Source organism: Bacillus sp. LBG-1-113 (assembly GCF_020708615.1).
In the GTDB taxonomy this organism is placed as follows: domain Bacteria; phylum Bacillota; class Bacilli; order Bacillales; family Bacillaceae; genus Bacillus; species Bacillus mojavensis.
Genome location: NZ_JAJFDG010000001.1, coordinates 855,870 through 877,568 on the forward strand (window position 1 = coordinate 855,870; position 21,699 = coordinate 877,568).

Here is a 21,699-nt window from a genome sequence, read left to right on the forward strand (position 1 = left end):
TTGACTGTATTCTGATATATCTATGTAGATAGATGATAAATATATTATGTAAACTAATCAAAATATTCTTGACTATATAGGTAGATATTCTTACAATGAACCTTTAAACTGTTTTGAAAAATAGGAGTGATAGGGTGAAGGAAGCTAATCAATGGTCTTCGAAGCTGGGCTTTATTTTAGCAGCGGCTGGATCGGCTATCGGTCTCGGTGCGATATGGAAATTCCCATATGTCGCAGGCACCAGCGGAGGAGGCGCGTTTTTATTTATTTTCATTTTATTTACAATATTAATCGGACTGCCATTATTGCTCGGTGAATTCATCATAGGCAGAAAAACACAGCAAGATGCCGTCCAATCCTATAAATCTCTTGCTCCTGGGTCTAAATGGCATTGGATAGGCTATTTGGGCATGGCGACGTGCTTTATTCTGTTATCATTCTACAGCGTTGTCGGCGGATGGATTTTAAATTACATTTTTAAAGGCTTTACCGGCGGTTTATCGCATACATCAGGGTTTGATACGCTGTTTGCGAATACCATTTCAAATCCATATTTGGCTGTAGGAGGCCAGCTGCTGTTTATGCTGGTCACAATTTTGGTTGTCGCAAAGGGTGTAAGCAGCGGAATTGAAAAAGCAAGCCAAATTTTAATGCCGGCGCTATTTATATTATTTATTATTTTAATGGTGCGTTCAGTTACACTTCATGGAGCGATGGAAGGCCTTACGTTTTTCCTGACACCTGATATCTCCGCTATTGACGCCAATACAATATTATATGCGATGGGCCAGTCCTTCTTCTTATTAAGTGTCGGTGTATCTGTAATGGTAACGTATAGTGCTTATCTAGAAAAACAAGAAAATCTGGTGCAGTCTGCTGTATCTGTCACGGTTTTGAATGTTCTTGTCGCCATTATGGCGGGAATCGCAATCTTTCCAGCTGTTTTTTCATTCGGCCTCAAACCGGATCAAGGACCTGTCCTGTTATTTAATGTGCTGCCGACTGTATTTAATCAAATGCCGTTTGGAATTGTCTTTTTATTAGCATTTTTAATTCTATTTTTATTTGCGGCACTGACATCCGCCTTTTCAATGCTTGAAATTTTGGTCGCTGTGCTTTCAAAAGGCGATGTGAGTAAAAGAAAACGATTTGCCTGGATCGGCGGGATGGCTATCTTTCTGGTCGGCGTACCGTCTGCGTTATCATACGGTATTTTAAGTGATATCACCATTTTTCACATGTCCATTTTTGACGCAGCTGATTTTCTGGTCAGCAATATTTTAATGCCGTTAGGAGCGTTATTGATTTCTATCTTTGTACCGTTCAAAATACCGAAAGAAGACTTGTTTAACGAGCTGAAGAGCGGCTCAAATCTCAAGCGAAAGTGGTTTGCGGTTTGGCTTCTGCTCATACGTTATCTTTCACCTGTTGCAATCATTATCGTATTTTTACATGTATTAGGTATTTTTTAAGAAATGAAGCCCCCTGGAAAAGGGGGCTTTTTTAATAGAGTTTCCATACGACTTCTTTTGCCTGTTCAAAACGTTTTTCGGCTTCACGCCAATCGACTACATTCCACCAATGATCAACATAGCTTCCGCGGTCATTTTTATATTGCAAATAGTAAGCATGTTCCCATACATCAAGCGGTAAAAGAGGGATTACATCCCACTGGCTGAAGAGCTGGTGCTTCTCTGCGGCTAAAATCTCCAGCCGCCCGGAACGAGGGGACCAGACAAGAATGGCCCACCCGACACCCTCCACTTTTTTTGCAGCTTGGGTAAAATGCTCCTTAAAGGCCGAATAGCTTCCAAATGAAAGATCGATCATTTGAAACAATGCTCCAGTAGGCCTTCTTTTTCCGTTTGGATGCATAGAAAACCAAAAAATGCTGTGCAAATAATGGCCCGCTCCATGAAATGCCAGCTCTCTTTCCCAATGAGTGATCAAGTCATAGTTCTTTGAAGCTCTGGCTTTCTTAAGCTCCAATTCTGCTTTATTCAGTCCGTCAACATAGCTTTGGTGATGCTTTGTATGATGAAGCACCATAATATCACGTGAAATATAAGGTTCTAAAGCGGAGTACTTGTACGGAAGCTTTGGGAGAATATGTTTTCCTATAGGAACGAAAGCACGTCTTTCACCTGTTTCTTCTGATTGTGTAATATTCCGATAGAGTGTGGCGGCCTGCTGATACCACTGTTCTTCTGTCGTCTGGTCATCCTCCAGCGCTTCAATCATCCTTTCGATTTGATCCTCAAATTGATCAAGCTGTCCTCGTTTTTGAATCTGATCTTTTAAGGCTTCACACCAATTGAACATCTCGGTTTGATAAGATTCACGTTTCATATGCTGTCTCCTTTTCAATAGAATTCAAATATTTGCCGACAGCCAGCAAAGGGAACACATAAGGATAACTGTGGTAACGAATATAAAACTGCTTTGGCAGCCCGATTCCCACTGGATAAGTCAAGCTTCTACCGTCATGAGAACTGCTGTCCATGAGGTAGTTCATTCCTTTCACAATTGCTGGATGACTGGGTTTTTCATATAGCAATAAAGCATCTAAAGCCCAGGCAGTTTGTATAATGGTTCCTTCTTTAAGCGGCACATAGGTTTTGACCTCCGCGCTTTTGCAGGATTCACCCCAGCTGCCGTCATCATTTTGTATGGTTTTGAGCCACCGGATTGCCTTTTGTATCGAAGGGTGGGTTCGAACAACTCCGCAGGCGTGCATCCCGGTTAAGGCAGCCCATGTGCCGTAAATGTAGCAAACACCCCAACGTCCGTACCAAGATCCATTATGTTCCTGATTTTCATAAAGCCAGTTCACAGCACGCTGAATGTGGTGATGTTTTACTGAAAAGCCGGCTTTTTCACCTAAAAAGTGCAGCACACGCCCGGTAAGGTCGGCGGTTGAGGGATCAACAGCCGCATCCTCGGCGGATTCAAGCGGGAGGTGGCGGATAAGAGGGTGGTTCACATTTTTTTCAAAGGCGGAAAACCCTCCATCATTGTTCTGCATCGATAAAAGCCAAGCCACGCCTCGCTCCCAAGAAAAAGGAGAGAAGCTGCGGGGAATTGCTTTTAAGACGGCTGCAGTGTCGTCACAATCAGGGTTATTCGTGTTGATATTTGAAAATCCCCAGCCGCCTGGAGATACGTTTGGATTGTTGACAGACCAATCTGCTATCTTGGTATGCTGCCGCTTTTGTAAAAAAGAAACGGCTTTTGTAATTGTACCGTCTGTTTCGGCAACGCCGTTTTGCTGAAGCGCATAAGTGATTAATGCAGTATCCCAAACAGTGGAAGTGGAATTTTCTAAATAAGGAATGCCGCCGCATTCAGCCACCAATGCTTTGATGCCATTAATGGCCCTTCGGATGACCGGTGAATGGCGTGACACACCAAGTGACAGAAGGCTGTATACCATAAATATTGTGGCGCTTGCATAACTGTACAGTGTGCCGTCTTCTTCAATACGGTCAAGCATATATGTTTTAGCTGTGTGTAAGCCAAGCTCCTGAAGAGCAAAGGGTGCACGAAAAAGCCGCTTCCAATGAGTCAGAACAGAAGAGAGGTCTCTCTCCTCGAAAGCATCAGAACGGAGCCAAGTCAAAGGGTTTTTTGTCATGTGCGGGTCGAGGTGGCGGAGAGATTGAATATTGCGGTTTTTTAGTGTGTATCGCTGATTGAGTGTGACAGCCATCGGCGCAAAGTGAATACGGGCATAGGTGCTGAACTGATAGAAATGAACCGGGAATGTTGGGGGAATTGCTAAAAGCGACAATGGTACATATAATGCGGGCCAAGGGTAAAGGCTGTTTGCTGCAAGCATCCATTTTGTCATGAAATGAATATTCCTCAAGCCGCCATGTGATGTAATAAATTGTTCAGCTTTTTTCATGTGCGGATCAGTTCGATGGTAGCATCCTGAAGCCAGCATTCCGACATAACCTTGGACGGCAGCTGTTATATTGCCGCCTGTTTCGTCAGGGAAATTGTTAAACGTTCCGTCTGGCTGCTGATTTTCGCGAATGCCGGCTGCGAGCGCCGAAATGAGTTCTTTTTCATTTTCACCTTCATCAAGTGAGGTGAGGAGCAGAATAAAAAAAGAATTCGTCATGATTGGCCCTTCAAAGCAAAATGTCCAAGAACCGTCACCATTTTGCCTATCTTTCAGCTCTGAAATCGTGTTTTGCTGATAGCGCCTCACCTTCTCCTGAAGTGTGCTCATCACGCTCAACTCCTTCAGAAAGATATATATTCATCCGCTAATGCTGCCATTACTGAAAGAAAAAACTGCTGGCTGGCAGCAGTTTTTTTAAAAGCTTTTAGTCTTCAAGATTAATCCATACACTTTTGACTTCTGTGTAGTTATCTAGAGCATATGAGCCCATTTCTCTTCCTAGTCCGGATTGTTTATAACCGCCAAACGGCGAAGCTGCGTCAAACACATTATAGCAGTTTACCCAGACAGTCCCGGCTTGAAGGCGATCTGCAATATAATGGGCTTGTTTTACATTCTCAGTCCATAGGCCGGCAGCAAGTCCGTATTCAGAATGGTTGGCTCGTTCAATGACTTCATCCACTGTTTCATACGGAATCGCCGTCAGGACTGGTCCAAAGATTTCTTCTTTGGCGATTGTCATATCGTCTTCAACATTCGCAAACACAGTCGGTGCGACAAAGTATCCTTCTTCATAAGGGCAGCTTCCGCCAGTGACAGCTTTTGCTCCTTCATCTTTCCCTTTTTGAATATAAGAAAGAACGCGTTCATGCTGCTCCTTGCTCACGAGCGGGCCGATTTGGGTATCTTTATGAAGTCCGGCTCCTTGGCGGAGTGATTCAGCATAAGACACCATCTCATTGACAACTTCATCATACTGGTCTTTATGAATAAAGACGCGTGAGCCCGCACAGCAGACTTGGCCTTGGTTAAACATGACACCGTTTAAAGCGCCTGGAATGGCTTTTTTCAAATTGGCATCCGGTAGCAGGATATTAGGTGATTTTCCGCCCAGTTCCAGGGTGACACGCTTAATGCTTTTTGCCGCCGTGGCCATGATTTTCTTTCCGATTTCTGTTGATCCGGTAAAGGCAATTTTGTCAACCGCTTCATGGTTGGTAAGTGCTTCTCCAGCATCCTCACCGAATCCCGGAATGATATTGATCACACCGTCAGGGAAACCGGCTTTATCAATTAACTCAGCCAAATAAAGAGCTGAAAGCGGGGTTTGCTCAGCAGGCTTAAGCACAATTGTACAGCCGGTTGCAAGAGCCGCACCCATTTTCCACATCGCCATAAGGAGCGGGAAATTCCATGGGATGATTTGGCCGACGACGCCGACAGGCTCATGGCGTGTATAATTAAAATAGGCGCCGGAAACAGGGATTGTCTGCCCTGTTATTTTTGTGCACCAGCCGGCGTAATAGCGCATATGCTCAATAGCCAGCGGGATATCTCCATTTGTTGTTTCGTTTATTGGCTTTCCGTTATCAAGGGTTTCAAGCTGAGCAAGCTCAGTTTTATGCTCTTCCATTAAATCTGCCAGCTTATACATCAGTCTGCTTCTCGATGCTGGAGACATTGTTCTCCACTCGCCTTGATCAAAGGCTTTGCGGGCAGCTTTAACGGCTTTGTCCACATCTTCTGCCCGGGCTTCATACAGCGACATTAAGGTTTCGCCTGTCGCCGGGTTAGGCGTGTCAAAGGTTGCCCCTGAGGCACTCGGAACAAACTTCCCATCAATATAAAGCTTTTTCGTTCCCTGTAAAAATGTCTCCATCCTTTTACTCACTTGCATCGTTAAAGAACTCATTCGTAACAAACCTCCAGTCATTTTTATGGCCTGTTCTGAGATTCTTGGTGATAGAATGGATATTGCTTCATTGAAGAGCGGAAATTAGCTGTGATCGTTACTATGGAAGTAAGCGTATACAAACATTCTATACTAGAAAACATGACAAAATCAATGAATAACCGATATTGCAATTTACAAAAGAAAAAAGCTACAATAGGCTTATAGACAAGTAAAGGAGATTTCATCATGATACATAAAAATTGGCTTGAAAAAGAAACCGTTAAAAAAGTAAAATGTGTTCAGACAAACGCAAAAAAATACATTGTAAATCGCGTATTAACACCAGGGAAAGAATATGAAGTGAAGAATGAGACAGAGGAATTTCTGTTTGTCGTTGATAATACAAATAAAATCGGCGGATACTATAAAGAATATTTTGAAGAGGTATAAACACCGATTGAATTTCTGATGGAAGAAGAAACAGAAGAGGTCACATCAATTTCAGACTCTAATATAGATGGCACAATTGAAGATACAGACCGTTATGCAAAGGACCGCAGCTAAGCTGCGGTTCTTCTTTGATTCAAAAAGGAAAAATAAAACAGATGCACAACAGAAACGTTAAAAAACTCATTTTTCAAAAAATATTTGCGAAAAATGAAACTTTTTTCTCTATTGGTGCGTACTACATGATAACAGCAATACAAAAAACAAGAAACAAATCAAAAAAGTGAAAAATGTAATCTGTTCGTAATGGTTTAAATGTCTTCTATGTCGTATTCTTATATAGGGATAAAGGACTTATTTTATTTAAAGTAATCTCGTCATAAGAAAAATAGATAAATGCAGAAAGAGGGGTTCTTCATTGGGTATTTTTTCTGTTAGCAGATCAACTGACGCAAAGAAGCTTGAAGCTTTGCTCGTTGAAGGGGAAAGAATAGAATCGATTTATAAGCTCCGGGTTGACCAAATTTGCTTTACAAATAAACGTATTATTTTCTTTGATAATAAGGTGTTTTCTAAAAAGAAGGTTCGTGTATTTCTTCCATATAAAACGATTGAAAGCTTTGCCATTCAAGAAGCGGGAATGTTTGATCCCGACACCGGACTTTTATTAATGACAAGAAGCAAAACCTTTGAATTAGAATTTGCGAAAGATACCGATTTAAGCGAAGTGCAAGCGGTACTGACGAAGTATTTATGCAACTGAATAAACTAACTGAGGCCAGCCGTCTCTAAAGAATGGTTTGGCTTTTTTTGTGCCGTAAAAACGCCTTTTTTGGTTTGTCAGTATTCAAAACTGGGAACAGAGAAAAAAAGGAGAGGATACACATGGCACTGACTAAAGAACAAACTCAGCATCTCTACCATAAATTGCTTCATATGCAAAAAGAATTGTCTGGTGAAAAAAAGAAAACACAATCAATGACTGAAGAAGTAGGAGAGCTGTCTAATGGGGTTGATAACCATATGGCTGACCACGGAACGCTTGTAACAGACCGCATGACAGACCAAACGGTAAAAGAAATAGACCGGGAGCTTTTGGAGGAAGTTAATCACGCTTTACAAAAGATAAAAGACGGGACGTACGGAATTTGTGAAAAAACAGGTCAAGAAATCCCATACGAAAGATTGGAAGCTGTTCCGTACGCAAGAATGACAGTGGAAGCCCAAGCTGATGTAGAGGACGATTTGGAAACGGATGCTCCGTCATTTGAAAAGGAGTTTCACCAACAAGTTAAAGATCTATCTAATAAAGAAACAATTGATCAAAAAAGTTCTCAAACGTATGAGATTTTAGACCGCGAGCAGGATTCAAATTGAAAATCGCAAGCAAGTACACCGATATAAGGTGTACTTGCTTTTTTTTTATAAAAAAATCTCATATTCGAAATAAAGTGATTGACTTTGCGTAAAAAAGAAAGTAACATACTATTTGTAAGTTAATATAAAAAGTTTACCGGGAGGAATACAAATGTCTACAGTTTTATTTGTAAAATCAAGTGACCGTACAGCTGAAGAAGGTGTTTCAGTTAAACTATACGAAGCATTTTTAGCTGCATATAAAGAAAACAACCCTAATGATGAAGTGATTGAATTAGATCTTCATAAAGAAAACCTTCCTTACCTTGGAAGAGATATGATTAACGGAACATTTAAAGCAGGTCAAGGTATGGAAATGACTGAGGAAGAAAAAAAACAAGCTGCAACAGCTGACAAATATCTGAACCAATTTGTAAAAGCTGATAAAGTGGTGTTCGCATTCCCGCTTTGGAACTTCACAGTGCCAGCAGTGCTTCATACTTATGTGGATTACCTGTCTCGCGCAGGCGTTACATTCAAATACACACAAGAAGGACCAGTTGGTTTAATGGGCGACAAAAAAGTTGCACTTCTTAACGCGCGCGGCGGCGTTTATTCAGAAGGACCAATGGCTTCACTAGAAATGTCCTTAAACTTCATGAAAACAGTTCTTGGTTTCTGGGGTGTTCAAGACTTGCACACAGTTGTCATTGAGGGACATAACGCAGCGCCTGATAAAGCACAAGAAATTGTTGAAAAAGGCTTGCAAGAAGCGAAAGAGCTTGCTGCTAAGTTTTAATGAATAAAGACTCCTATCCGTGAGATAGGAGTTTTTTTGCGTACATATTATATAGAAGAAAGTGATCACTTCTTGCCGCTAAAAAAATGCTGTTTTTTTATTGTAGTATATTTTTTGTTTGTCGAATCATTAGATATATTAGCGAAATAACAGTTTTATGAATGAAAAAAAGTTTTTCTGAACAATTGATTTGCCCCCTTGATAAAATATGTCCAATGGTGTACTATATAAAAGAAGCTACTTTGTACGTATTGTTAATTAAGTTTTAACCTTTAAGCTGTAATAGGGAGTTTTATATCGAAGCCGGAATGTCATGCCTCCATTGCAGAGGACGACAGGAACGTTTCTGCAAACACCCACTTTGAGGAGTGGTGGTTTAAAACTTTCTTACTTGCATACGGCAAGATGTAGCGAAGGCCATTTCCTTTATGGAAATGGCTTTTTATTTTATCTGAAAAAGGATTTTTATATCGAAAATTCAATTTCCATTCGGGAAGAAATGCAGGTCTATTTTTTGTGATATGATGGGAGAAATTGAAGGAAAAGCGAGGGTTAGACGTTATGTTACATAAAGCCCAATCTCTGTTGGCGCATTATTTCGGTTATGAAAAGCTGCGCAGAGGGCAGGAGGAAGCCATCCGTTCGGTGACAGAAGCGAGACAAAACACGGTCTGCATTATGCCGACGGGCGGGGGAAAATCAATATGCTATCAAATTCCGGCACTGATGTTTGAAGGAACAACGATTGTCATTTCGCCGTTAATATCATTAATGAAGGATCAGGTTGATACTCTTGAAGAAGCGGGAATCAAAGCCGCTTACATCAACAGTTCGCAAACCAATCAAGAAATATATGAAAGGCTGAACGGCCTGAAAGAAGGGGCCTATAAGCTTTTTTACATTACACCAGAGCGGTTAACCTCAACAGAATTTATACGTATTTTGCAAAGCATCGACGTTCCTTTAGTAGCAATAGATGAAGCGCACTGTATTTCTCAATGGGGCCACGATTTCAGGCCAAGCTACAGAAACATTGAAATTCTGTTTCACGAGTTAAATGACAAACCTGTCATCATGGCATTAACGGCAACAGCAACACCTGAGGTGCATGATGATATATGCCGTCAGCTGCATATTCAAAAAGAAAACACGGTGTATACCGGTTTCTCCCGTGACAACCTTACTTTGAAAGTCGCAAAAGGGGAAAACAAAGATCGTTTTATTGATGAGTATGTAAAAAGAAACAAACATGAAGCAGGAATCGTCTATACCGCGACAAGAAAAGAAGCAGATCGGATTTATGAGCGGTTAAAACGAAATCAAATTAGCGCAGGGCGGTATCACGGGGGCTTACAGGACGAAGTCAGAAAAGAACAGCAGGAAAGGTTTCTGAACGATGAGCTGCAGGTCATGGTTGCCACATCTGCTTTCGGGATGGGCATCGATAAATCAAATATCAGGTTTGTTCTTCATGCACAGATACCGAAAGATATGGAAAGCTACTATCAGGAGGCGGGACGAGCTGGACGGGATGGCCTCGACAGTGAATGTGTGCTTTTATTTTCTCCGCAAGATATTATGGTGCAGCGCTTTTTAATCGAGCAATCGGAAAATGAAGAAAAGCAAAAGCAGGACTTGAAAAAACTGCGACAAATGGTTGACTACTGCCATACGGAAGATTGTCTGCAGCGATTTATTCTGATGTATTTCGGAGAAAAGGAACCTGACGCCTGCGGACAGTGCGGAAACTGTACAGATACAAGAACAGCCCATGACGTGACGAGAGAAGCGCAAATGGTCTTATCGTGTATCATTCGTATGAATGAACGTTTTGGGAAGACGATGGTTGCCCAGGTGCTCGCTGGATCAAAAAATAAAAAAGTGCTCGAAAACGGCTTTAGCAACCTTTCAACATACGGAATATTAAAGCACCGATCAGTTAGTGAAATCAGCGACTTTATTGAATTTCTGATTGCTGACGACTTTATTAGGATGTCAGATGGAACATTTCCGACTCTTTTTGTTAGCGGCAAAGGGAGAAATGTGCTGAGAAGCGAATTAGCAGTAACGAGAAAAGAAGCATTAAAAGCAGAAGCCATTACGGAAAATGACGAGCTGTTTGAACGGCTTCGCACCTTACGCAAGCAAATTGCAGCAGAGCAGGGTGTTCCGCCTTTTGTCGTTTTTTCTGATCAGACGCTGAAAGATATGTCAGGAAAACAGCCTGTAAATGATGAAGAACTTTTGTCCATAAAAGGAGTCGGAGAACAAAAAAGAGCAAAATATGGCCGGCTTTTTTTAGAAGAAATACAAGCTTATGTAAAGGTGACAGCCCCAAAAAAAGCATAAATCAACCTTATTTTCTTTGAAAAACACATTTTCTTTTCTTTTTTTTGACTCAAACTTAAAAGACTTGAAAAGCCTATTATATCAAGGGTTCAGTAAGACTTTCCAACAGAGAGAAATCCTTCATGTAAAGGAACTGTAATCTAAATCATATCTTTTTGTTATTGATTTGACATTTACATGTGTTACGATATCACCTGTTAGCCGCCAATAAAAAGCTAACAAGGGAGGATTTACTTATGAAGAAGACGATTATGTCCTTTGTAGCAGTTGCAGCACTTTCAACAACTGCATTCGGAGCTCACGCTTCTGCAAAAGAAATCACGGTGCAAAAGGGTGATACGCTCTGGGGGATCTCTCAGAAAAACGGAGTGAACCTGAAGGACCTAAAAGAATGGAACAAGTTAACTTCTGATACAATCATTACGGGAGAAAAACTGACCATTTCTTCAGAAGAAACAACCACATCTGGGCAATATACAATTAAAGCGGGAGATACGCTTTCTAAGATTGCTCAAAAATTCGGTACGACAGTTAACAACCTGAAAGGTTGGAATAACTTAAGCTCTGACATGATCTATGCTGGATCTACACTTTCAGTAAAAGGTCAGGCAACAGCAGCAAACACAGTGACTGAGAATGCGCAAACAAGCGCACCTCAAACTGAAACAAAACAAGAGGCTGTGCAAAAAGAGCAACCTAAACAAGAAGCTGTTCAACAGCAACCTAAACAAGAAACAAAGGCTGCAGCAGAAACTTCTGTTAAAACAGAAGAAAAGGCTGTTGAATCTAATACAAATCAACAAGAAGCGACAAAAGAACTAACAGTTACTGCTACTGCTTACTCTGCTAACGACGGCGGCATTTCCGGCGTTACAGCAACAGGCATCGACTTAAACAAGAACCCGAATGCTAAAGTTATTGCGGTTGATCCAAACGTGATTCCGCTAGGTTCTAAAGTCTATGTTGAAGGTTATGGAGAAGCAACAGCAGCAGACACTGGCGGCGCAATAAAAGGAAATAAAATTGACGTATTTGTACCAAACAAAAGTGATGCACATAATTGGGGCGTCAGAACAGTAAGTGTAAAAGTGTTAAATTAATAGAATAGATGAAGATAAAGGACATGTAGCTCTAAGCTCGTGTCCTTTTTTTGTTTTTAGAGACGTAAAACATAATATGCCGATAAAAAAATTGTGCTCCTTCTGCAATGATAAATAGAAGGTAAACGGCCCCTATCATCTTTATCTTTGCAGAAGGAGCTGCTGGCTTTTGCTTTGAAGATTGTATCGTTTCTTATCATGAATACCTGCATATTTTTATGGCGAAGGACAAGGGGCTCAGCTTGCATCCTCTAACCGTTATTCCTTAGGGGGAGAAGCCTTACTGCTTTATTATTGGAAGCTCGCTTTTATTAACGAATGTATCAACCGAGCAGATGGTGGGGTTAAATGGACAAAGCTAAGCTACGCGACCTCTATGACAGAATGTCTTCGGAAGCTTGTGCGCCGCTGGCGTTAATTTCTCTGGCATTTGTCTTTTGGCCAGGTTACTTGAAATCAAGAATCATGACTATACCTGATTTTTTTGGAGCAGCGATTTGATTAAAGAACAACAGATCGTTTCTGAGCTTTTGATCATAGGTTACACTGTATCATTCCTGCCGAAGTGCTGTATTCAGGGGATCTTGTTTTTGGCATCAGCACGTTCATTGCGGTTTAAAGTGAAAAAACTGTTTTTAAATGAGAAGGCTGCTAAAGGAAAGATCCCTTAAATCAGATAATCACATCTAAATACGTATAGCCATGGACATGAGCCGTTTCCTAGACTTGGGATAACGGCTTATTTTGTGATTGGTGGACGAGGAAATGGAAGAGGGCTTTGTCTGCGCTGTTCTCCCAAAACAATGAAATATCTTGACTGTCTTCCTAACATACTAACTGTTCATATAGGAAATCGTGGTTGACGGTATTCGTGATCAGTTCAGCTTCCGAGTCATTAGGTTTAATGTCTGATGCAGGTTACGGAATAATGTTTGGTGATGTTGATGCGAGGATACGCAAATGTTGTACTGGTTCGCTGTTGGAGTTTTACACATATGGTTTTATGTCTTCTGAAGACATGGAGACAGACGTACGGAGTCTAAAGTTGAAGGAATGAGCTGGCTCCAATGAGATGTGTTCATATGGCTTACAAAAATTAAAATGAATCTTCCCCTATAAATACAACGTGTTGGAAAGAGAAAATTTATTGCTACACAAGGCGAGTGCCACATGGACCAACTTAAACAGATAGATTGACGGCTCTCATGAAAAGGCAGAATTTAATAAGAAAATTGATTCTGAAACCGGACCTGACTCTGTGTAAGTGAAATTTCAGGATTAAGCTCAGCAGGCTGGCAACTGTGAGGACAATACAAGAAATCACGATTCTCATGCTTCTTTAGAGAATAGTGATTTTGAAACTTCTACCTAGATTACTTGATTTGGATCGCCGAAGCCTTGTTGTCCCAATCTGAAGCCATATTGGCAGTTTTGCGATACCAATCAGAATGTCTAAACATGACTCCTTTGCCATACCCTTGAGTTGAAGTGTGCTCACAGAGCGTCGTTGAATAGCTTGAAATAGGCGAAGCCATACTTAAGGAGGAAATTCTGTCATTCCAGGTGGAAGGCTAGTTTTTTAACCCGTCTCTCTAATAAATATACAGCGCGGGGGCGGCAGATTAACAAAAGAGGATCTTGGACATATGTCAAGATCCTCTTTTACTTAAACCAGCCTTTTTCCTTTGAACGCGTAATGGCTTCTATTCGGTTTTTCACTTCAAGCTTTTCTAGAATCATGGAGATATAATTTCGCACCGTTCCGCTTTTAATGCTGAGTTCTTGGGCGATTTCTTTTGTGTTTTTTCCGTCAGCCACAAGTTCGAGCACTTCTTTTTCTCTATCTGTGAGAGGGTTGGCCTCGCTATACATATCCTCCATCAGCTCAGGTGCGTAGATACGCTTTCCATTCATGACGCTTCGGATGGCGCTCGCGAGCTCTTCGCTCGGACTGTCCTTTAACAAATAGCCTTTAACGCCGGCTTTAATGGCTCTCTGAAAGTAGCCGGGGCGGGCAAAAGTGGTTAAGATAATAATTTTGCAGCCTGTATCCTTTAATTCCTCAGCTGCTTCAAGTCCTGTCTTTCCGGGCATTTCAATGTCCATAATGCATACATCGGGCTGGTGTTTTTTTGCAAATTCGACAGCATCCTGTCCGGTTGTTCCTTTGCCGACGACTTTCATATCGTCTTCTAAGTTTAATAGTGATCCTAAAGCACCCAGCAGCATCTGCTGATCTTCTGCAATAAATATACTAATCATGTAAGCCATCCTTTTTGTTTATTTTGAGTTATTAGGAATTTTCATGGTAAGCTTGGTTCCGTTTTTGGTGTTGATGTGAAGGCTCCCGTTTGCAAATTCAAGACGCTCTCTCATACCGAGTAAGCCATGTCCCTTTGAAAAACACGTTTCTCCTCCTTGAAATGTTCCATCATCTGACACTGTAATAACAACTTCCTTCCAGAGCTCCTGGATATCAACTCGGCATGTTTTAGCCTGACTGTGTTTGACAACATTTGTGACAGCTTCCTTTAAGCACATGCTCAAAATGTTTTCATTAAGCAATGAGATATTTTCGGGCATTTTCTCATCTTCGTAGATAAATGTAATGTCAGCAGCTTCGAGAATTTGTTTGATGTTTATGATTTCATCCTTGAGCCGGATGCCTTTCATAGAGGATACGATTTTTCTGACTTCATTTAAAGAAGTTCTCGCTGTTTGCTGAACGCTTTTCAGCTCACGCGCTGCTTGTTCGGGATCTTTGTATATTAATTTTCTCGCCAAGTCGCTTTTTAAACCGATAAGAGAAAGCTTTTGACCAAGCGTATCGTGGAGATCGCGGGCAATCCGCTGCCTTTCTTCTAATTTTACCAAATCGGCAATCCGTTCATTTGCAAATTCGAGTTTTTCTTCCAGCTGTTCGCGCTCCTTGCGGCTTTTGATACTGAATGGCAATAAAATCGCACTGATGAGGGTGATGACGACAAAAGGAATTTGTGTCAGAAAGAATTCCTTTTTTAACACAAGACTGAAATTCGCTGCGACAGCTGCGCTTATTAAATGTACGTAATATAAAATGTGGAAAGGAACGCGTTCTTTTATGTTTCCGATAAAATACGCGATAAAAAAAGCAAAATAAATATAGCTGAACAGCGTAATGGAGGCGGTTGAAATGCCGATTAACAGAAACGCCCACAAATAAATGGCCCAGCCTTTTGAGACAAAAGCAAATCGATAAACCGAAAAAAATAAAAGCGTCAAAATAATTCCGACGATAATAACAAATGTAGAAGATGATTTAAATATAAAGTAGAACGGCAGGATGAAAAATATCGTCCATATATAAGGCGTGATTCCGCTTAGTTTTTGAAATGTAAAATGCTTTTTGATCATGATATAACCTCATTTTCAGCTTTTCATCTTAAATGTAACTTTACCATTGTAAAAGCCAGATTGCACCACCGAACAATAAAAAGGAAGTCTTCTTGTTGTATAAGAAGACCTCCTAATAGTCAGGCGTTCTCCCGCAGCTTCTGTTTTTCTGTTGAATCAGGCGGAAGGCGGAAAGATATTTGTTTTATACCCCGAAATGATACAAATTGTTTTTTGTCTTCATCCCAAAGGCGGAAGGCGAGTGATTGCAGGCTTGTTTTTAAGGTAATTGTCGGTACGTTTTTTAATGGTTCGTGATGTTCATGAGCAACTTCAAGCTTGTAGTTGGGCACCTTTGGGCTCAAATGGTGAACGTGGTGGTAACCGATGTTGCCTGTCAGCCATTGAAGGAGTTTCGGGAGTTTATAAAATGAACTGCCCTCCACAGCGGCCTGAACGTAGCTCCAGTTTTCATCTGCTTCAAAATAAGAATCTTCAAATGTATGCTGTACATAAAACAGCCACACGCCGATTGAACCTGAGATCAGAAAGATAGGGCCTTGCACGAGCAAAAACGATTGCCAGCCAAAGATGAGACAGCAAACAGCAGCCAATGACACAATTGCCAGGTTTGTAAGGTACGTGTTCATGCGCTCCTTACGTCTTGCACCTTTTTTGTTAAAACGGTTGGTGATCAGAAAAACATAAATTGGTCCGAGAATAAACATGATAAACGGATTTCTATAAAGTCTGTATGCAAGTTTTGTGCGTCTAGATGCGGCTATATATTCGTTTACCGTTAACAGCCAGATGTCACCTGTTCCGCGTTTATCCAGATTGCTGCTGGTCGCGTGATGAATCGAATGGCTGTGCTGCCATTGAAGGTAAGGGAACAAAGTCAGAACACCTGTCAGAAAGCCGAGAATATGGTTATAGCGCTTTTGTTTGAAAAATGATTGATGGCAGCAGTCATGAAAGATAATGAAAATTCTTGTCAAGAACCCTGAGGCAACCACTGTTAATGCTAAAGTAAGAAGATAGGAGACATTGAGGCTGAAATAAGCAAGAAACCAAAGTCCGAAGAAAGGGATAAACGTGTTTAAAAGCTGAATCAGACTGTTTTTTGTTTCGGGCTGAGCAAAAGCAGCGACTTGCTTTGTCAGCAGTTTTTGTTTGTGTTTAAGGGTTGGTTCAGTCATAGTAAAGGATCCTCTCATTGTGTGTCTCGCTTAAGTATACGAAAGAGAAGGATGTCTTTGTAGTAGCACACATCATGCATCATATATGACATTTGTCATGTGGACAGAGATGACGTGCAGATGTGAAAACAGCTTGTAAAAGATTTTACAAGCTGTTTAATGTTTGTCAATCCATATTCGTGATGTACCCGAAACAGCTTCAAGCCTGCATGTTCCCCCAATAGGGAACGTGGCAATTGGAGAGGTGTGCCCGGCATTTATGTTTGCGACGACGGGGAGCCCGGATAATTCTTTTTTTGTACCAATTATCGCTTTTACGTGATCTATTGATACGTTTGATGCTTTTTGGAACCTGCCGATCAATATCCCCTTTACATTTGAAAAAGAAGGGAGGTGGATGAGCGATTGTAAATCGCGGTCAAACATGTTTGCGTCTGACATATAATCATCTTCAATCAGTAAAATTGTGTTGTCTGTCTCAGGAAAATACTCCGTTCCCTGCAGCAAATTAAGTGTACACAGGTTGCCGCCAATCAATGTGCCTTCAGCATAGCCATCCTGGATCACAATAGGACCGGAATGAGGGTGAAAGTGCCTGTTTTCTTGATCTAAAAACCATTGATCATCGCTCCACTCTTGTGATGGCAGAATTTCAAAGGCTTCATCCGAAGCGCAGCAAGCCAGAAAATAATCTTTTATATATTCCAATCCTTTTTTCATTGCAAATGTAGAAAAGTGGGGGCCTGAATATGTAACGAGACCGGTTTTTTGATAAATGGCATTAGCGAGAGCCGTAATATCGGAATAGCCGCAAAATATTTTTGGATTCTGTTTGATTTTCTCGTAATCAAGATAACGCAGCAGCTGATTGCTGTTGAATCCGCCAAGTGTCGTTAAAATAGCTTTGACGTCGGGATCGAAAAAGGCGCTGTGCAGATCACTTACTCTTGATTCAATAGAGGATGACTGGAATTCGTTTAATTCCTCTGCGTGTTCAGCAATGGTCACCCGAAAACCCAATTGTTCTAATGTCGTTTTTGCGTGCAACTTTGCTTCATTTGTTAATATGGACATGCTGGTGGCGGGAGACACGATTCGAATTTCGTCTCCCGGTTTCAGTTTGGGTGCAAACACTTCAGGTCCTCCTAAGCGGTTTTACACCATTACAGCATATTTCGGCACATTCTTCCAGATTTTTTTAGAAATCTGTCCATTTAATGCTTCCTGATTGTGTATCGTAGTCAATACATACTTCAAATTGATGTTTTTCATAAAAATGAATGAGCCTGTCCACATGATTCCAATCCCGTTTGGCTATGTCGCCGGTAACTTTCGGGATATTGCAGTCTCTGGCAATATCCTTTAAATATTTCATACAAATAGAACCGAAACCGTAATTCGGAGGTCCTTTAATATCTCCAATATGAATGGCATCGTCCTGATAGGATGCTACAAGTGAAAAGCAGCTTTCCCCTCTATAAGCTGTTTCACAATCCGTGAGCATAATTTTGCATGTTTGGCCATCATCAATCGAGGAAACAATCATCCAATCTTCATCTTTCGATTGATCAATACCAAGCACTCTGGCATCTTTCGATAGATCCTTTATATTTTCCTGCATGCGATAAAGTTGAAATTCTAAATGATTCAGCTCTTCTTCAAGCTCTTGGCGGTTTTTTTCCTTAATGGTAATCAAAATCAAACCCCTTTCAAAAATAGTTAGAAACACAGTAACCAATTGTAGTAGATAGAAGAGGCGTTTGTAAATGATAAATCCATAATTGCTAGAATTTAGCGCAAGTAAGGTTTAGTTGGTTTTAAGAGAGGAAAAAGAAAAGTAACCCGTTGCAAAAGGAGGAAGATGAATGCCGATTGATTCATTGATTAAGAAATTGCGTTATGTCCAATTGGAACCCCCTGACAAAATTCTTTCGTTATATCTCAACACAGATATGAGGGATCCAGAGCAACAGGGGGGAGAATGGAAAATTACCCTTAAGTCAGGGTTCGGGAGATTAAAAGAATATCTGGCAGCAAGTGACCCGGAGGAAGAAAAGTGTCTGAATGCAATCAGTGACAAAATCTATCAGCACCTTAACGGAATAGGAAAAAATATGCCGCGCAGCCTTGTATTTTTTGTTTCAAATAGCGGGATATGGGAAGCGATCACGCTTCAGATTCCTGTTGAAACAACATTTTTCTGGGAGGAGACAGCTGTACTTGACCAGCTGGAAAATTTGCGCAAAACGTATCCAAGTACAGCTTTTATTTTAACGCAGCAAAATGAAGTGAAAATTATAGAAACCGTTTTAGGCAAAATTGAAGCGGTCGAACATTATGAATATGACGCAATCAATGAGTCTTGGGAGAGCAGCCAGTCTTCTAAAACCAAATCGGCATCATTAGAAGAGGAACACCTGAAGAATCATGTAACGGAGAATCAAACGAGACTGTACAAGCGGCTGGCGGCCAATCTCGACCAGAAAGCCGCGGCAAAAAAATGGGAGCGAATGATCATTGCCGGTGATAAAAAAACAGCTGACATCCTGGATCAGCATATGAATAAACCCATTCATTCGAAAATCCAAAAGAATTTGCTGAATGAAAATGAACATAAGGTCGTTGATCATTTAATGCAAGAGGCATAAACCAAAAGGCTGGTGCTTTTTAAGCATCGGCCTTCTGAAGTGTGTCTAATTTCTGACGAAGCCATCGAAAACGTTGACATCTCCGTTGAATTTGCATACGATTTGGATAGCCAGTACAAATTAGGAGAGGTCACCAAATGAATCAAACAGAAAATAAACCGAAAAATTATACTGGAATTGTCCTTACGCTGACAGTTCTGATTAACGGTTTGATCGCAGTGCTGTTTTTTATGCCTAAATTAGATCAGTTCAGCCATGCGAATATTCACATTTTGCCAATGCTGAATGCGATATTCAACAGCTTTACGTTTATCTTCTTGTTGGCGGCATTGATTATGATTAAACAAAAAAACATTAAGGCGCATAAACGCTTTATTTTAGCTGCTTTTACGACAACATTATTGTTCTTGATTTGCTATGTCACATACCATTCGATTGCGGAGAATACGCTGTATGGCGGAGAAGGTATTATGCGTCCGATTTATTTCTTTATATTAATTACGCATATCTGCCTTTCTGCAATCATCGTGCCGCTTGCGCTGTTTACGCTGATCAGAGGCTTCAGCATGCAGGTGGAACGCCATAAAAAAATCGCCAGATGGACAATGCCGCTGTGGCTGTATGTCAGCCTTACAGGTGTTATTGTTTATTTGATGATATCACCGTATTATTAAAAGCCATACTCAGTATGGCTTTTTTGAGGTTTGTAAACATGACAAAAGCCCAAATATCGTTTTGGGCTTTGTCAGTAAATTAACAGGCTCCTTTAATGAGCCGTTGATTCCATGGTTTCAAGTGTTGCGACTTGTAAAGATTTTTCAACCGTTTTCGTTTTTTCTTTTACTTTTTCCGCGTACGTGTAATCACCGTAGCAATACGGATAACGGAAATTGTTTTCATTTCCTCCGCAAGTATAGAGCCCGGGATTTTTTTCGACTTGCTGCTCGGAGTATTGTTTTGCCAATTCCTCAGTATGCGTTCCTCCATGTTCAGCTACAAAATCAATATAACCTGCCCCCATGTTGTAGCTTTGAATAATCGTGTCCAAATCCACACCTTTTTCTTTACCGGTTTTGTACATGAGGGTAAATTGCTTGATGCCTTGTTTAATACTGAGTTGAGGGTCTGTTATCTCATTACGCTTTAACCCCAGAGATTCAGAGGACTGCATCGGATCATTGCCTTTTCCTTTTGACTCCTGATACATCATGCCGAGGATCAGCGATGTGTAATTGGAGAGTCCCCGGTTTTCAAGCTCGTCCTCAACCAGCGGTTTATAATCAGTTAAACGTTCGAGGACAATGGTTTTCGTGTCAATCGGAAGTTTTTTGATTAAATCGCGGTTGAACAAAAGCAGGACCAATAAAAAAGAGGCCATGACAAAGACAGAAATCATCATAAAACCCGCAGCAGCGAAACAGCCTTTTCTCTTTTTCTTCACTGTGTTTCACCCTCAATGTTTGCAGCAGTATGACTTTTTTATTATGACATAGAACATATACCAGACCAAGTAAAAACCTGATTTGAAACATAAATTTAAACTGTGAGGTTGAATTGAAACAAGAAGAGACAGGTTTGCATGAAAGGTCATTTGTTATAAGATAAAACTATGAAATAAGAAAGGTGAGACACATGACTGAATTTCGAGAAGCGGACCGTGCAAATGAAACGGTGACCGATTTGGATGAAGAAACTTTATTCCTAGTCGCACAAACCTTCAAAGCGCTTTCTGATCCTACCAGAATCAGGATTCTCCATTTGCTTTCTCAGGGTGAACATGCTGTGAACGGGATCGCTGAGAAACTGAATTTACTGCAATCAACAGTATCCCATCAGCTCAGGTTTTTAAAAAATCTCCGGCTCGTGAAATCGCGCAGAGAAGGTACATCAATCTACTATTCTCCCGAGGATGAGCATGTTTTAGATGTGCTTCAGCAAATGATCCACCATACAAGACACGATTAAAAAAGACATCCTTGCTGCCGCATGTCGCGATTAAGCAAGGATGTCTTTTTCTTTACAGTGCCCATTTTGCTCCAGCCCGTTTCTGCTGATTTTGATGACAATAGAGGAAAAACCGATATAATAGACGGCGATTAGAAAACAGACGCCAATCGTGAAAGGATCAGTTCCGATAGACTGGCTGTATGATCCCAGGCTGTGTAAATCAGGCGCGGCAAGGTACAGCTCTGTTACACGATAAAGAAATCTCGATAAAAATAGGGTTAGCAGAATAAGCTCCACCCAAATATGAGTCCGAAAATAAATTTTTCCTCTGCGTTTTTCAAAGGAGAGATTTTTCCTGGCGAAAAAAACCAGCAGACATCCGCCAAGAATACCGATAATGAAATATCCGTACAAAGATGGATGAATGAGGCTGAAGATAGTGAGACCGAATGCAAACATTGAAAAAAGAACCAAACGAGTAAAAAGCCAGCGAGGCTTCAGCGGCTGATATCCGATGGAGCGCTTGATTTTTTTATACAGAAAAAAGACGATAATCATGACAGGATAAACGCTTTGAAGTGTAAGATGCATGATGTGAATCCCCTCCGTTGAGAAGTGTATGCTTATCCGTTTTGAAATAGTAGTCTAAATAAACAATAACCATAAAAAAAGAAGGGG

General features: G+C 40.9%; 22 protein-coding genes, 1 other RNA gene and 1 pseudogene. 13 read left to right on the forward strand and 11 right to left on the reverse strand.

From position 1 onward, the window contains the following. Window positions 1-134 precede the first annotated feature (134 nt). The gene (locus tag LJF29_RS04685) at window positions 135-1,472 is read left to right on the forward strand and encodes a sodium-dependent transporter (RefSeq protein ID WP_229147233.1); all 1,338 of its coding nucleotides are present in this window, start codon (window positions 135-137) and stop codon (window positions 1,470-1,472) included. A gap of 31 nt (window positions 1,473-1,503) precedes the next feature. On the opposite strand, the gene LJF29_RS04690 is transcribed toward LJF29_RS04685, so the two are convergent. From LJF29_RS04690 to dhaS, 3 genes are all read right to left on the reverse strand, one after another. After that, window positions 1,504-2,349, reverse strand: coding sequence for a superoxide dismutase (locus LJF29_RS04690; protein WP_229147235.1), 846 nt, complete (start codon window positions 2,347-2,349; stop codon window positions 1,504-1,506). After that, window positions 2,339-4,237 (reverse strand): prenyltransferase/squalene oxidase repeat-containing protein, encoded by a 1,899-nt coding sequence (locus tag LJF29_RS04695; protein WP_229147237.1) that lies wholly within the window; start codon window positions 4,235-4,237, stop codon window positions 2,339-2,341. The genes LJF29_RS04690 and LJF29_RS04695 overlap by 11 nt, the downstream gene beginning before the upstream one ends. A 97-nt stretch (window positions 4,238-4,334) precedes the next feature. Next, complete coding sequence (dhaS, locus tag LJF29_RS04700) at window positions 4,335-5,822, reverse strand: aldehyde dehydrogenase DhaS (RefSeq protein ID WP_229147239.1); 1,488 nt, start codon at window positions 5,820-5,822, stop codon at window positions 4,335-4,337. A 228-nt stretch (window positions 5,823-6,050) separates the two neighbouring features. On the opposite strand from dhaS, the gene LJF29_RS04705 reads away from it, so the two are divergent. From LJF29_RS04705 to LJF29_RS04745, 9 genes are all read left to right on the forward strand, one after another. Continuing rightward, window positions 6,051-6,254 carry a DUF6501 family protein gene (locus LJF29_RS04705; RefSeq protein WP_010334577.1) on the forward strand — a complete coding sequence of 68 codons (204 nt, stop codon included), beginning with the start codon at window positions 6,051-6,053 and terminating at the stop codon, window positions 6,252-6,254. 415 nt (window positions 6,255-6,669) lie between these two features. Continuing rightward, on the forward strand, window positions 6,670-7,014 hold the full coding sequence (locus LJF29_RS04710) for a PH domain-containing protein (protein ID WP_229147240.1): 345 nt from the start codon (window positions 6,670-6,672) through the stop codon (window positions 7,012-7,014). A gap of 122 nt (window positions 7,015-7,136) precedes the next feature. Continuing rightward, window positions 7,137-7,628 (forward strand): TraR/DksA family transcriptional regulator, encoded by a 492-nt coding sequence (locus tag LJF29_RS04715; protein WP_229147241.1) that lies wholly within the window; start codon window positions 7,137-7,139, stop codon window positions 7,626-7,628. Between the two features lie 151 nt (window positions 7,629-7,779). Then, complete coding sequence (azoJ, locus tag LJF29_RS04720; RefSeq protein ID WP_168748044.1) at window positions 7,780-8,406, forward strand: FMN-dependent NADH-azoreductase AzoJ; 627 nt, start codon at window positions 7,780-7,782, stop codon at window positions 8,404-8,406. Window positions 8,407-8,637: 231 nt separating this feature from the next. Next, window positions 8,638-8,824, forward strand: a non-coding RNA gene (gene ssrS / locus LJF29_RS04725) — 6S RNA. A gap of 143 nt (window positions 8,825-8,967) precedes the next feature. Then, entirely contained in the window at window positions 8,968-10,755 is a 1,788-nt protein-coding gene (gene recQ / locus LJF29_RS04730) for a DNA helicase RecQ (protein ID WP_229147244.1), read from the forward strand. A 236-nt stretch (window positions 10,756-10,991) separates the two neighbouring features. Then, window positions 10,992-11,855: a LysM peptidoglycan-binding and 3D domain-containing protein gene (locus LJF29_RS04735; RefSeq protein WP_229147245.1), complete on the forward strand. Its 864-nt coding sequence runs from the start codon at window positions 10,992-10,994 to the stop codon at window positions 11,853-11,855. A gap of 348 nt (window positions 11,856-12,203) precedes the next feature. Then, on the forward strand, window positions 12,204-12,356 hold the full coding sequence (locus LJF29_RS04740) for a hypothetical protein (RefSeq protein ID WP_229147248.1): 153 nt from the start codon (window positions 12,204-12,206) through the stop codon (window positions 12,354-12,356). Further along, on the forward strand, window positions 12,353-12,526 hold the full coding sequence (locus LJF29_RS04745) for a hypothetical protein (RefSeq protein ID WP_229147249.1): 174 nt from the start codon (window positions 12,353-12,355) through the stop codon (window positions 12,524-12,526). Before LJF29_RS04740 ends, LJF29_RS04745 begins: the two co-directional genes overlap by 4 nt. Before the next feature lie 702 nt (window positions 12,527-13,228). Here LJF29_RS04745 and LJF29_RS04755 read toward each other — a convergent pair. The 6 genes and pseudogenes from LJF29_RS04755 to LJF29_RS04780 all read right to left on the reverse strand — a co-directional run. Beyond that, window positions 13,229-13,426: pseudogene (locus LJF29_RS04755) on the reverse strand (M57 family metalloprotease); the annotation flags it as partial. A gap of 91 nt (window positions 13,427-13,517) precedes the next feature. After that, a complete protein-coding gene (gene desR, locus LJF29_RS04760; RefSeq protein ID WP_010334571.1) occupies window positions 13,518-14,117 on the reverse strand; it encodes a two-component system response regulator DesR in 600 nt (199 codons plus the stop codon). Between the two features lie 18 nt (window positions 14,118-14,135). Next, window positions 14,136-15,248: a two-component sensor histidine kinase DesK gene (desK, locus tag LJF29_RS04765; RefSeq protein ID WP_010334570.1), complete on the reverse strand. Its 1,113-nt coding sequence runs from the start codon at window positions 15,246-15,248 to the stop codon at window positions 14,136-14,138. Window positions 15,249-15,367: 119 nt separating this feature from the next. After that, window positions 15,368-16,426, reverse strand: coding sequence for a fatty acid desaturase DesE (gene desE / locus LJF29_RS04770; protein ID WP_229147250.1), 1,059 nt, complete (start codon window positions 16,424-16,426; stop codon window positions 15,368-15,370). Between the two features lie 156 nt (window positions 16,427-16,582). Next, window positions 16,583-17,560 (reverse strand): S66 family peptidase, encoded by a 978-nt coding sequence (locus tag LJF29_RS04775; RefSeq protein ID WP_229147251.1) that lies wholly within the window; start codon window positions 17,558-17,560, stop codon window positions 16,583-16,585. A 64-nt stretch (window positions 17,561-17,624) separates the two neighbouring features. Further along, window positions 17,625-18,122, reverse strand: a complete 498-nt coding sequence (locus LJF29_RS04780) for a hypothetical protein (protein ID WP_010334567.1) — start codon at window positions 18,120-18,122, stop codon at window positions 17,625-17,627. 169 nt (window positions 18,123-18,291) lie between these two features. On the opposite strand from LJF29_RS04780, the gene LJF29_RS04785 reads away from it, so the two are divergent. Both LJF29_RS04785 and LJF29_RS04790 read left to right on the forward strand, forming a co-directional pair. Next, the gene (locus LJF29_RS04785) at window positions 18,292-19,074 is read left to right on the forward strand and encodes a VLRF1 family aeRF1-type release factor (RefSeq protein WP_168748041.1); all 783 of its coding nucleotides are present in this window, start codon (window positions 18,292-18,294) and stop codon (window positions 19,072-19,074) included. A 137-nt stretch (window positions 19,075-19,211) separates the two neighbouring features. Then, window positions 19,212-19,748: a DUF420 domain-containing protein gene (locus tag LJF29_RS04790; RefSeq protein ID WP_003231280.1), complete on the forward strand. Its 537-nt coding sequence runs from the start codon at window positions 19,212-19,214 to the stop codon at window positions 19,746-19,748. 92 nt (window positions 19,749-19,840) lie between these two features. Here the strand turns inward: LJF29_RS04790 and LJF29_RS04795 are convergent, their stop codons facing one another. Further along, the gene (locus LJF29_RS04795; RefSeq protein ID WP_024121708.1) at window positions 19,841-20,515 is read right to left on the reverse strand and encodes a lysozyme family protein; all 675 of its coding nucleotides are present in this window, start codon (window positions 20,513-20,515) and stop codon (window positions 19,841-19,843) included. Window positions 20,516-20,706: 191 nt separating this feature from the next. Between LJF29_RS04795 and czrA the strand changes: the two genes are divergently transcribed. Beyond that, the gene (gene czrA / locus LJF29_RS04800) at window positions 20,707-21,039 is read left to right on the forward strand and encodes a Zn(II)-responsive metalloregulatory transcriptional repressor CzrA (RefSeq protein ID WP_010334564.1); all 333 of its coding nucleotides are present in this window, start codon (window positions 20,707-20,709) and stop codon (window positions 21,037-21,039) included. Between the two features lie 30 nt (window positions 21,040-21,069). On the opposite strand, the gene LJF29_RS04805 is transcribed toward czrA, so the two are convergent. Then, window positions 21,070-21,612 (reverse strand): kinase, encoded by a 543-nt coding sequence (locus LJF29_RS04805; RefSeq protein ID WP_229147254.1) that lies wholly within the window; start codon window positions 21,610-21,612, stop codon window positions 21,070-21,072. Between the last annotated feature and the right edge of the window lie 87 nt (window positions 21,613-21,699).